9 protein-coding genes are annotated in these 12561 nt (G+C 71.1%); 1 reads left to right on the top strand and 8 read right to left on the bottom strand.

The window, feature by feature from the left end:
* The first annotated feature begins 14 nt into the window (after positions 1-14).
* Positions 15-245, top strand: coding sequence for a hypothetical protein (locus PGN16_RS06920; RefSeq protein ID WP_335308677.1), 231 nt, complete (start codon positions 15-17; stop codon positions 243-245).
* Here the strand turns inward: PGN16_RS06920 and PGN16_RS06915 are convergent.
* The 8 genes from PGN16_RS06915 to PGN16_RS06880 form a co-directional block, all read right to left on the bottom strand.
* On the bottom strand, positions 235-2193 hold the full coding sequence (locus PGN16_RS06915) for a serine hydrolase domain-containing protein (RefSeq protein ID WP_335308676.1): 1959 nt from the start codon (positions 2191-2193) through the stop codon (positions 235-237). The two genes, PGN16_RS06920 and PGN16_RS06915, sit on opposite strands and share 11 nt — an antisense overlap.
* Positions 2194-2203: 10 nt before the next feature.
* A complete protein-coding gene (locus PGN16_RS06910) occupies positions 2204-3772 on the bottom strand; it encodes a serine hydrolase (RefSeq protein WP_335308675.1) in 1569 nt (522 codons plus the stop codon).
* On the bottom strand, positions 3769-4887 hold the full coding sequence (locus tag PGN16_RS06905) for a YkvI family membrane protein (RefSeq protein WP_335308674.1): 1119 nt from the start codon (positions 4885-4887) through the stop codon (positions 3769-3771). Before PGN16_RS06905 ends, PGN16_RS06910 begins: the two co-directional genes overlap by 4 nt.
* A complete protein-coding gene (locus PGN16_RS06900) occupies positions 4875-5918 on the bottom strand; it encodes a DUF1611 domain-containing protein (protein WP_335308673.1) in 1044 nt (347 codons plus the stop codon). The genes PGN16_RS06905 and PGN16_RS06900 overlap by 13 nt, the downstream gene beginning before the upstream one ends.
* Positions 5919-5920: 2 nt before the next feature.
* Positions 5921-8224: a TonB-dependent receptor gene (locus PGN16_RS06895; protein ID WP_335308672.1), complete on the bottom strand. Its 2304-nt coding sequence runs from the start codon at positions 8222-8224 to the stop codon at positions 5921-5923.
* 64 nt (positions 8225-8288) lie between these two features.
* Complete coding sequence (locus tag PGN16_RS06890; RefSeq protein ID WP_443019596.1) at positions 8289-9572, bottom strand: peptide MFS transporter; 1284 nt, start codon at positions 9570-9572, stop codon at positions 8289-8291.
* Entirely contained in the window at positions 9560-10549 is a 990-nt protein-coding gene (locus PGN16_RS06885) for a dipeptide epimerase (protein WP_335308670.1), read from the bottom strand. Before PGN16_RS06885 ends, PGN16_RS06890 begins: the two co-directional genes overlap by 13 nt.
* Entirely contained in the window at positions 10549-12522 is a 1974-nt protein-coding gene (locus PGN16_RS06880; RefSeq protein ID WP_335308669.1) for a serine hydrolase domain-containing protein, read from the bottom strand. Before PGN16_RS06880 ends, PGN16_RS06885 begins: the two co-directional genes overlap by 1 nt.
* Positions 12523-12561: the final 39 nt, after the last annotated feature.

Genomic DNA, 12561 nt, shown 5'->3' with positions numbered 1-12561 from the left:
CGAGGCTATCCCGCATGACCGTCCGCTTCCTCGTCGCCGGTGCGGCCTCGCCCGACCTGCCGCTGCGCGTGCTCAATCTGCTCGCGCTGCGCTCAATCGCGTTCGACGCGGCGTCGGTCGAGCGCGACGGCGACACGTATCGCATCGGCGTCGCGGTGAGCGGGCTGGAAGACGGCGTCGCCGAACTGCTCCTCGCCAAGATGCGCGCGCTGGTGCTGGTGGAGAGTGCCACGCTCAGTAATTGAGGCTCCAGCCGATCAGATGCGCCATCGCGGCGACCCACAATAGCCCGAGGAACGCCAGCGCGACCAGCGCGGCACGGAGCCGCACGCCCCAGCCGAACGCGCCGCGGAACGCCTCGATCAGGTTCCACACGCCGACCAGCGCCGCCGCGATCGGGATCACCGCCGCTACCTGAAGCAGCCGGATCGTGCCGTCGAGCGTGGCGTTATAGGCGTCGACCTGCTGGCTCAGGATCGGTGCGACGACGGTGTACCAGCCCGCGACATAGGCGAGGTCGGCGACCGCGGCGACGCGCACCAGCAATCGCGCGCGTGCGGCGCGTGCGGTCGCCACCGGCGGCGCGGCGTAGCGGCGGCGGATCCACCAGCCCACCGGCCAGGCGATGGCGGTGAGCAGCAGCACCAGCAGCGACAGGCCGGCGATCGTCTGGAACATCGTCGCGTTCCGCATCGCCGGCACCGCCTGGAGCACGCCCACCGGGTTCTGGCTGTCGACGATGGTGCGGCGTCCGCGCAGCTCGGTCACGCGCAGCAGCCGCGTGCCGTCGACCGCACGCCACAGCCCCGGCGCGATCTCGCGGAAGCGCTTGCCCTCGATCGAGGAGACGCTGATCGTGCCGTCGTCGTTGGCGCTGACCACGTCCTGCTGGAGCAGGTAGAAGAGGCTGATGAAGCCGGTCTCGACGCGGCGCGAGCTCTCGTAATGCCCCGCCAGCGCGCGCGCGTCGGCCGCGGCGCTGGCGATCGCGGGCGGCAGCGGCGCGGGGGTTGCCGGAAAGTAGCGGTCCATGAACAGATCGAACAGCCGCTCGCGCACGCCGTAGACCGCGTCGTGCTCGCCGCGGCTGCTGAAGCTCATGAACAGGCCGACGTTCTTCTCGGGCAGCAGCGCCAGATCGGTGTGGAAGACGATCGTGTCGCCGCCGTGGCCGATCACGGTCGTGCCGTTGCGCTGCATCCAGAAGAAGCCGTGCGCCATCGTGTCGAAGCCCGGGGCGGGCGGCGTTGGCGGGCGGTGCATGAACGCGACCGTCTCGGGCCGCAGGATGCGCGCCCCGCCGTAGCTGCCGCCACCCAGATGCGCGAGCATGAAGCGCGCCATGTCGTTTGCGGTAGAGGCGACGCTGCCGGCCGGCGCGGTGCCGACCAGCTCATAGGCGTGCGGCGGCCCGTCGCTGGTGGCGTAGCCTTTGGCGGCGAGCGGCGCGAGCGCGGGTGGCAGCGGCTGGACGAAGGTGGTGTGCGCCATGCCGAGCGGGCCGGTGATGTGGCGTGCGACATAGGCCTCGAACGGCTCGCCCGAGACGCGCTGGACGATATAGCCCGCCAGCGCGACACCGTAATTGGAATAGGCCGGCGCCTCGCCGGGCCTGAACAGGAAGGGGCGCGTATTCTCCTTGAGATAGCGCTCGGTGGTCTTGAGCAGCTTGGGGTCGCTGGCGAGCAGGTCCTTGAGCCCCTCTTCGAAGCCGCCGCGGTGCTGCATCAGGTCGTTGATCGTCACCGCGCGGCCCGGCGGGGTGATGCGGAAGTCGAGGTAGCGGTTGACGTCGGCGTTGAGGTCGATCCTGCCCTGCTCGACGAGCTGCATCACCGCGGTCCACGTCAGCAGCTTGGAGGTCGAGCCGATCCGCATCAGCGAGCGGCGCGGGTCCATCGGCGTCTTTGCGGCGACGTCGGCATAGCCATAGCCCTTCTCGAAAAGGATCGCGCCGTCCTTGACGACTGCGACCTGCGCGCCCGCGATCTTCCCGGCCTGGAGCGCGGCGGGCATATAGCCGTCGAGCCAGGCGCCGACATCGGCGGCGGTGAGCTGCGGCGTCGCTGCAGGCGTCGCGGGCGCCGGCGGCGCGGCATCGCCCGGCGAAGCAGGTGGCGCGACCGGCGGGCGTTCCGGCGGCGTCGCGGCGACCAGCAGCGCGGGGAGGAGCGCCAGCAGAAGCGTCTTCATCGTCATCCTCTCACCTCGCAGCCTCGGGCTCGAACAGCAGGTCGGCATAGTCGAAGCTGAAATCGGCGATCGGCGAGACCGGCCGCGCGGTGATGCGCGCCACCCTGCCCGCGGCATCGAGCGCGAAGGTGAGATAGGCCGGCTCGATCGCGGGATCGTCGAAGCGCGCGACGAACGTGTCGTACTGATAGTGTTCGAGCCGTCCTGCCATGCGCGGCGTCGGCACGAAGCGCACCGTCAGCCCGGCCGCGTCGCCGCCGACCTCGATCGGGCCATACCAGCGATCGACATAGCGCCCGGCGTAGCGCGCCAGCGGCAGCGACGGGCCGACCTTCGCAGGGGCCGCCGCCGTGGCGCGCACCGCCGCCTCGGCCGCCGCGATCCGCTGCGCGCGGTACTTCGTAAAGCGCGTCGGCCAGTCCTGCCGTTTCGCCCCGAGATAATGGTCGATCAGCTCCCACATCAGCCCGTGCCGCGGCGCGGACTCCTCGCTGTTGAGCTCGATCGCGAAGCCGACGTTGCGCGCCGGGATCATCACCACCACCGAGGTCATGCCGAACAGCCCGCCGGCGTGCCACACGATCCGCTCGCCGCGATAGTCGCGCACCTCCCAGCCGAGCGCATAGGCATCGAAGGTCGGCGTGGTCGCCGCGACCGGCTCGGGAAGCGGGGTGATCGGGATCGGCGTCACCGGCGACCACATCTCGCGCCCCGCCGCGGCGGAGAAGACGCGCGTGCCGTCCGCCGCGACGCCGCCGCCCAATTGCACCTGCAGCCAGCGGGCCATGTCGGTGGCGCTCGCCGCGATCAGCCCGGCGGGGGCGGCGGCCTGAGGCAGCTGGTCGCGCTCGTCGAGCCCGCGCACCGTACCGGTGCCGCGCACCGCGCCGCCGAAGCGCGCATGCGGCAAGGCGCGGTTGGGCATCGCCCAGAAGGCCGCCAGCTCGCCGGTCGCGCCCGCCATGCCGGCGGGGGCGAGCACGTGCGCGCGGACGTAATCCTCCCACCGTTGCCCGCTCACCGCCTCGATCAGCTGCCCGGCGACGGTGTAGAGGACATTGTCATAGGCATAGCCGCTGCGGAAGCTGGTCGCGGGCGCGATATAGCGCAGCCGCCGCACGATCTCGGCGCGCGAATAGCTGCCGCGCGGCACGTACAGCAGGTCACCCGCGCCGAGCCCGAGCCCGCTGCGATGCACCAGCAGGTCGCGCACCGTCATCTCGCGCGTCACCCAGGCGTCGTACATCTGGAAGCCGGGCAGATGGTCGACCACCCGGTCGTCCCAGCCGAGCTTGCCCGCATCGACGAGCGTCGCGATCGCGGCGGCGGTCATCGCCTTGGCGGTGGAGCCGATCAGGAAGGCGGTCTTCGCGTCGACGCGCTCGGGCGCGCCCTGTCGCCGCACGCCATAGCCTTTGGCGAGCGTGACCTTGCCGTCCTCGACGATCGCCACCGCCATGCCGGGCGTGCCCGAGGCCCGCATCACCTGCTCGACGCGCGCATTGAAGCCCTTGGGCGGCGCGGCGAACGCGGGCGCGGCGGCGATCGCGGCGAGCAGGACGGTCGTGGCGTGTCTCATGCGGTCGGCTCCGGCTGGGCCGACCCGCCGCGCCCTACGATAGTGAGCAGCAGCAGCGGCACGACGTAGATCAGGATCAGCACGGCCGCGAGCAGCCGGTAGCCGCCCGCGATCAGCCCGACCAGCCCGACGCGCTCCGCCAGCAGCATGCACGGTGCCAGCAACGCCAGCGCGAGCAGCGCGCGCATTGCGGGCGAGAGCGTGTCCCGCCCGCGCGCGCGCGCCACCCGCTCGTTGACCGCGTGGACCGCGCCGGTGCCACTCTCCAGCAGCGCGGCGAAGATCATCAGCTGGAAGCCGAGGTGGAACAGCGGATGGCCGAGCCGCGTGAGAATATAGTCGGACGGCAGTACCGCGCCCGCGATCTCGGGCAGGAACGCGGCCATGGTGACGAAGAACAGCAGCGCGGGCAGCATCGCCAGCGGCGCCGCCAGCGCGCCCGCGATCACCGCGTCGCGGCCCGAGCGGAAGTGGCGCGTCACCGGCAGCACGATCACCGCGCCGACGATATTGTAGCCCGCATAGGTCAGCCCGCCGAGCGCCCAGCTTGTTGCGGGCGGCCCGGCCGCGGCGAAGGCCTCGCCGATCCGCCCGCCCACGCTCGTCAGCGCGAGCAGCAGGAACAGCGCATAGGTGGCGTAGAGCAGCACCGAGACCCAGAGGAAGACGCGCTCCACCCCCGCGTTCCCCCAGGCGACGCAGGCGGTGATGCCGGCGAGCAGCGCCAGCGTCCCCACCAGCGGGGGAAGCCCCAGCGTCGCCGCGCCGATCTCTCCCGCCGCGGCGCCGAAGACCGCGAGCACGACCACGATGAACAGTGCGTAGGCGGCCTCGAACAGCACCCAATAGCGCCCCAGCAGCGCCTGGAAGAAGGTGCGATAGTCGCGCGCGCCGACCGCATGCGCGAGCCGGAAGGTGGCGGCGGCGACGACGCCCCAAACCAATGTCGCCAGCGCCATCGCCAACACCCCGCCCCAGGCGCCCGCGGGAAGGAAGAATTCGGCGAGTTCGCGTCCGGTGGCGTAACCGCCGCCGATCACCACCGCCTTGAAGGCCAGTCCGGGCAGCACGTACCGCCGGAAGCGGTCGGCCGCGGCGGGACTCAGGCCGCGCATGCGTCGAGCAGTCGCTCGAAGGCGTCGCCGCCGCGGATCGGGTCGGCCGCGGGCAGGCCCAGCCGTTCGCCCGTTTGCGCGATCTCCGCCGCCGCCGCCGCGTCCGCCATGCCAGCGGTGTTGAGGCTGACGCCGGCGCAGCGGATCGCGGGGTTGGTCAGGCGCCCGACCGCGATCGTCTGCTCGATCACCGCCTCGATCGACGGCACGCCATACCCCGGCGTGCCGAGGATCTGCGCGCGCCTCGGCTGGTGGCAGACGACGAACAGGTCGGGCTGGCTGCCGTGGAGCAGCGCCAGCGAGACGGCGGCATAGGAGGGATGGAACAGCGAGCCCTGCCCCTCGATCACGTCGAGATGCGTCGGCTCCGCGTCGGGGCTGAGCAGCTCGGCGGCCCCGGCGGCGAAATCGGCGACCACCGCATCGATCGCGATCCCCTCGCCAGCGATCATGATGCCGGTCTGCCCGCTGGCGCGGAAGGTCGCGTCCCGGCCGCGCGCCTGCAGCCCGCGCGCGATCGCCAGTGCGGTGTACTTCTTGCCGAGCGCGCAGTCGGTGCCGACGGTGAGCAGCCGCCGCCCGGCGCGCTTCGCGCCGGTCGCGATGGGCAGCGCGAGCGGCGGCTCGCGCACGTCGACCAGCCGCGTGCCCGCGCGCGTTGCGGCCTCGCGCAGCACCGGGATGTCGGCGAGCCGGGTGTGGAGCCCGGCGACGAGATCGAGCCCCGCCTCGACTGCGGCGAGCAGCTCGGGCATCCACGACGCCGGGATCACGCCGCCCTGATTGGCGACACCGATCACCATCGAGCGCGCGCCCGACGCCGCGGCGACGGCTGGCGTCATCCGCGGCAGGCCGGTGGAGACGGTCGCGGCCGGCAACGCGTGCTCGGCGAGACATTTGTCCGTTGCCCAGTCGCGCAGCCCGAGCGCGGTCTTGGTGAAGCCCGGCTCGGTCGCGTCGCCGAGGAATAGCAGATAGGGCGCCGCCAGCGCGTGCACCGCGCGCCGGGGAGAAGCGGAAGCTTCGCGCACGATCAGAACCCGACGCCCAGCGTCGCGCCGATCGTACGCGGCTGGATCGGGCTCACCTCGATCGCGCCATTGGGGCGGGTCGGATAGGTTCCGGCCGAGATCAGCCCGCGCGAGTCCCCGATGTTGCGCGCATAGACCGACAGGTCAAAACGCCCCAGCGACACGCCGGCACGCAGGCTGGCGGTGGTATAGCCGTCGAAGGTGATGCGGCGACCGAACAGGTCGCGATAGGCCGCATCGAAGTTGCCGAGCCGGTCGCTCACCGTCGAGAGATCGGCCCCGACATAGGGCCGCGCGCCGTCCCAGTCCCAGCTATATTCGGCGGAGACGTTGGCATTCCAGGTCGGGGCGAACGGCAGCTGGTCGCCGTCGCGGCCGCCGTTGGAGGTATCGCCGCGCAGCCGCGTGTTGTTGTAGGCGACCGTGGTGGTGACGGTGAAGCCGCGCGTCGGGCGCAGCGTCGCGGTCGCCTCGACGCCGTAGCTGCGCGCGCCGCGTCCGTTGGCATCGGCCGAGATCGGACCGGCGTCGGTCTGGAAGGTCGCGACGATCAGCGTCTTGTCCCAGTCGAGATAATAGCCCGAAAGGTCGATCCCGAAGGTCCGGTCGGCGGTCTCGGCGCGAATGCCCGCCTCGTAGCTCATCAGCGTGTCTGCGTCGGTCTGCAGCGGATAGTCGGGGCCGGCGCCGGGCGGCACCACGTTGGGGCCACCCGGGCGATAGCCCTTCGCGACGCGCGCATAGACCTCGCTGTGCGGCGCGAACTCGTAGCGCGGCGACACGGACCAGGTGAACACGCCCTCCTTGGAAGTCGCGCGGTTCTGCGACGGGCCACCGAACAAGATGCCGTCGAGCGTCTGCGTGGTACGCTGGTCGTTGTGGCTGTAGCGTCCGCCCGCGGTCAGGTCGAACTTGTCGCTGAGGTGCAGCGTCGCACTGCCGAAGCCGGCGAACTCCTTGTAGGTCGAGTCGAGCTGCGCCAGCACCAGACCGTTGAAGCCCGGGATTTCGGGCACCGGGGCGACCGGGCGCCCGGTCGCGGTGTCGAACGGGTAATAGCGCTGGTACAGCTGCCCCGGCTCGCGCGTATAGTATCCGCCGACCAGCCATTCGACGGTGGCTGAGCCCTCGGACGCCAGTCGCAGCTCCTGCGTGAATTTCTTCTGCGTCGAGCGGTTGGGATAGTAGATGCCGTAGGCGTCGGGCGCGAGACCGTAGATCTCCGAGGACGCATATTGTGCCAGCGTGACGCCCGGCGCGAGGAGGTTGTACGACACGTCGCTGCGGTCGGTCGCGACCTGGCGGCTGTAGCTGGTGACCGAGGTGAAGCTGGCGAAACCCAGGTCATAGTCGAGCGTGCCGGTGTAGAGGCGGTAGCTCACCTCGTTGCGATCGGGGAAGAGCTGATAGCGCACCGCGCGCCCGCCGGTGCTCGCGCCTGTGAACGGATCGGCGGTGATCGGGCGCAGCGTCGCCGCGTCGGCGTCGAACGCGTTGCGCGAGTCGACGTCGATGTTCTGCAGCACCGCGGTGAGCCGCAGCGACAGCCGATCGCTCGGCTTGAGCAGCAGCGAGGCGCGGCCGCCGTAGCTGCGCGCGCGGTTGACGTCCTCGTCGGCGATGCCGATCGCGTCGATATAGCCCGCGGTGCGGCGGTAGAAGCCGCTCGCGCGCAGTGCCACCGCGTCGCCGAGCGGCACGTTGACCAGCGCGTTGCCGTAATAGCCGGTGCCGCCGTCGCGCACCGTCTCGACACCGCCCTGCCCGCGCGCCTCCCACTCGCCCAGCCGCGGTGCGACAGTGACATATTTGACCACGCCGCCCAGCGAGTTGGCGCCGTAGAGCGTGCCCTGCGGGCCGCGCAGCACCTCCAGCCGCTCGATATCGAACGTGTCGAAGTCACCCGCCAGCGTGGCGCCATTGGTCTGGCCGGTGCTCGAGCCGAACGGCGTATCGTCGAGATAGACCGCGACGGTCGGGCTGGCGCCGCCGGCGTTGATGCCGCGCAGCACGACGCGGGTCTGGCCGGGATTGCCCGACTCGAACGACAGGCCGGGGACCAGCGCGGCATAGTCCGCGATGGTGCGTGCCTGCCGCTGCTCCAGCGCCTCGCCACCCAGCACCGAGATCGACTGCGGAACATCGGACAGCAGCTGTTCGCGCTTCTGCGCGGTGACGATGATGTCGCCGATCTGCGCGGGCGCGGGCGGCGCGGCGTCGGTCGCTGCCTGCTGCGCCGCCGCTGCTCCGCCGAGGAAGAGCGCCAGCGCACTCGCGGCCGACGCACTACGACGAATATTCCTCATCGCTTCCCCCTTAATTTGCTGATCAGGATGCTAGTGTCCTGATTGGAGAATAGTCAACCGGTAATCACCGTCGTTCACCGGTATTGATCACCGCGACCGATGCCGGATCGATCGCCGCCAGCAGCGCCGCAGCGAGCGAAGCCAGTCCGGCGAGCAGCAAAAAGAAGGCCCCGTGTCCCAGCGCGGTCCACGCGGTGCCCACCAGCCCGGCGGCAAGGCTGCCGGCAAAGGTGGCGAGGTACCAGGCCGCGACAGTGGTCGCGCCCAGCCCGGCGGGGGCGAGCCGCGCGAACAGTCCCAGCCCGGTCGGCAGGATGTGCAGCTCGCCGACGGTGAGCAATGCGAAGAACAGCGTGAGCCACAGCCAGTGCGACGGAGCTTGCTGCGCCGCGAGCGCCGCGAGCAGGAGATAGGCGCCAGCCACGATCAGCGCGCCCACCGCCATGCGCCGCACCGGCCGCTCCGCGCCGCCGCGCTCGGTGCGATGTCGCCAGCGCGCCAGCAGCGGGGGCGTCAGCGCCATCACGAACAACGGGTTGAGCGACTGGAACCACGTCATCGGCACGATCGCGTCGCCGGCGCGGCGATCGACCCCGCTGTCGGCCCAGAGCGCCACGGTATTGCCGACCTGTTCATAAGCGGCGCGGAAGATGGTGACGCACATTGCCACCGCCACCAGCAGCAGCGCCACCTTGCGCGTGAAGCGGCCGCGCGGCGTCGTGTGGCGCACCGGGGCGGCGCGCGCGGAGGCGGGCAGGTAGCGCTGCCCCCACAGATAGATGCCCAGCCCCGCCACCATGCCGACGCCGGCCGCGCCGAAGCCGTAATGCCAGCCGTACAGCTCACCCAGCGTCCCGCACAGCAGCGGCGCGAGGAAGCCGCCGATGTTCACGCCGACGTAATAAACGTTGTACGCCCAGCCGACGCGCGGGTCGCCGGGCGCATAAAGGTCGTCGATCTGGCTCGGCAGGCTCGGCAGGAACAGCCCGTTGCCCAGCGCGATCGTCACCAGCGCGACGTAGAAGAGCGGCTCGAACGCCATCAGAAAATGGCCCAGCGCCATGATCGCGCCACCCAGCACGATCGCGCGCCGCTTGCCGAGCAGCCGGTCGGCGATCACGCCGCCGAGGATCGGGGTGAAATAGGCGCAGGCGGTATAGGCGCCATAGATCAGCGAGGCCTGCGCCTGTCCCAGCATCAGCTGCTTGGTCATGTAATAGACCAGCAGCGCGCGCATCCCGTAGTAGGAGAATTGCTCCCACATGTTGGTGAGGAACAGCACCGTCAGCCCGCGTGGCTGACCGAACCAGGTCGGCGCAGGCGGGGCGGCGGCGCTCACCCGCCCCATACCTCGGCGCCGGCGTAGAGCAGGCCGTCGTCGTAGCGCACGCTGGGCGCGCGATCCTCCGCGAGGAAGGTCGGACCGTCGAGATCGACCAGGTCGGCGAACTGGCCCAGCACGAACCCCGGCGCGGTGGCGAGGCTGGTGCCGATCATCGTTCCCACCATCACGCCCAGCCCGAGCCGGCGCGCCTCGGCGGCCATCAGCAGCCCCTCAGTGAGGCCGCCGCACTTGTCGAGCTTGATGTTGACCACCTCAAACCGCCCGGCCGCCCCGGCGACGTCGTCGAGCGTCAGCAGACTCTCGTCGCCCGCGATCGGGATGGCGGAGCGATAGCCGTCAAGCCCAGCCTCCGCGCCGCGCGCGAGCGGTTGCTCCAGCAGCGACACGCGGTGCGGCAGCAGCCCCGCGACCAGCGCGTCGAGCTCGGCGCGCGCGAAGCCCTGGTTGCCGTCGACGCCGAGCCACACGTCCGGGCGCGCGGCGCGGATCGCGGCGACCCGCGCGAGGTCGAGGTCCAGCTCGCCGGTCAGCTTCACCTTGATCGAGCGTGCCCGTGCATAGCCACGCGCCACCGCCGCCATCGCCTCGGGCGTGTCGGCGCTGACGGTGAAGGTGGTGACGATCGGGCGCGGCGGCCCGCTCAGCCCGGCGAGCCGCCACACCGGCGTGCCGCTGCGCCGCGCCTCCAGCTCCCATAGGGCTGCGTCGACGGCGTTGCGCGCGCCGCCCGCAGGCATCAGCGCGCGCAGCTGCTCGCGCGTCGGCCCCGCCTCGACCGCCGCGCGCGCCGCCTCGACGTCGGCCAGCATCTTGGCGAGATCGTCGCCGAGATAATAGGCGCCGGCCCCCTCGCCGCGTCCCTGGTGCGTGCCGTCGTCGAGCGTGACGACCAGCACCTCGGCGGTCTCGAAGACATAGCCCGCGATGCGGAACGGCTGCGCCAGCCGCAGCGTCGCGGTTTCGGTGGAGAGCCGCAGCATCAGTAGAACACCGTCAGCGCGAGCAGGTGGAAGGCCACGGCGACCCACAGCACCACGAGGGTGGCGAGCAGCAGCAGCACCGCCCACAGCTTGCGCGTCCACGGCCGGTCGCCGCGGAGCGTCACGACCGCGTTCCAGCCGGCGATGCCGACCGCGCCGATGAACACGACGATGCTCGCGAGTTGCAGCAGCGTCAGCGCGGCACCGCCCGGCGCGCTGTCGCCGAACAGCACCGAGATCAGCCAGAACCAGCCGCCCAGCACCAGCAGCACCGCCAGCGCCATCACCCGCGCCGCCCGCGCCGCGCGCAATGGCATCCCGGCGAGCGGCATGACGGCCTGATAGCGGCGCCGCAGATACCAGGTGGCGGGCCAGAACAGCACGGTGAACAGCAGCACCGCAAGGCTGGCGTAGAGCGCGGGCAGCAGCCAGGCGGCATTGCGGTAGGCGGGCACGCGGTCCCACACCATGAAGGGCGAGACGAGGTCGAAGCTCCACCGCACCGGTTGCCCGTCGACCAGCTGCGCCGCGAGCCGATCGTGTCCGGCGGGATCGCGCCAGACATAGGGCGCGACCTCGACCCAGCTGACCGGAACGCCGTTGGCACCCTTGACCGAAGGGATGACGAGCCGGCCCTGCGCGTCGGCGCCCACCTCGGTCTGGCCGAACAGATTGGCGATGTCGACGAAGTTGGTGAAGGACGCGCGGCTCACCTGCCAGTGGCCGGCGAGCGCGGCGGCATGCCGCCGCGCGGTGGCCGCGTCGATGCGCCCGGCCGGCAGCGTCGGGCCGGGGAAGTAGCGGTCGGCGAAATCCTGGAAGAGCTGCCCGCGCGCGACATGCGCCGCACCGTCGCGCCCGGCGGAGTTGAACGAGACGTACAGCCCCGTGCGCTCCGCCAGAAAGAGGTGGAGCGAGGTGTGCATCTGGTTGGTGTCGCCGAGATGCGCGATCACACTGCGGCCGTTGATGTTGGTTTCGAAGAAGCCCAGCTCCATGCGGTTGAGCGGCGGGATCAGCGAGCGCGGGTTCACCTTGGCGAGCGGGCTATCGTGCATCAGCGCCGCGGTTCCGGGGCGCAGCACGCCGCGCCCACCGTCGAGGTGCGCGATCATGAACTTGGCCATGTCGAGCCCCGAGGCGGAGAGCGATCCTGCCGGGCCGGGCACGACGATCTCGAACGGCTTGGGCTCGCCCGAGCCGAGCGGATAGCCTTGCGCCATCAGCGCGCGCAGCCGCGGCGGCAGCGGCTGGCGGAAGCTGGCGGTACGCATGTCGAGCGGGCGGAAGATGCGCTGCTCGACATAATCGTCGAACGGCATGCCGCTGACGCGCTCGACGATATAGCCCGCCAGCGTCGTCGCCCAATTGGAATAGGCCGGGGTCGTGCCCGGCGCATAGACGCGCGCGGGAACGTGGCGCTTGAGATAGGCGCCGATCGGTTCAACGTCGCGCGTATCATAGGTGATCAGCTTCTTGTTCGCCTCCTCGAACCCGGCGGTATGGGTCATGATCTGGCGCAGCGTGATCGGCTGGCCGCGATAGGCGGGGATGGTGAAATCGAGGTAGCGGTTGACGTCGGCGTCGAGGTCGAGCCTGCCCGCCTCGACCTGCTGCATCACCGCGGTCCAGGTGACCAGCTTCGACACCGAGCCGGGGCGGAACAGGGTCAGGTTCGGGTCGACCGGGCGGCGCTTCGCCACGTCGGCATAGCCATAGCCGCGCGCCGCGATCACCTGACCGTCGCGCACCACCATTACCACCGCGCCCGCAATGTCGCCGGTGTGCAGCGTGTAGGGCATGTAGCCGTCGAGCCAGGCGCTGACATCCTCGCCGGTGAGCGCGCGCGGACCATTGGGCGCGGGCGCGGCCGGCTGCGCGACGGTCGTTGCGCCCGGCTTCACCGGCGCCTGCGCCGGCGCAAGTGCGGCGGTCGCAAACGCGCCCATTGCCGCCGAGAGCCACGCGAGCATTCGTGCCATCCCCATTGCCGCCGCCTCCGCTTATCGTTA

The organism is Sphingomonas phyllosphaerae, assembly GCF_036946485.1.
Classification (GTDB): domain Bacteria; phylum Pseudomonadota; class Alphaproteobacteria; order Sphingomonadales; family Sphingomonadaceae; genus Sphingomonas; species Sphingomonas phyllosphaerae_E.
The sequence above is the reverse complement of the archived record's forward strand: the minus strand, read 5'-3'. Positions and strand labels throughout refer to the sequence as shown.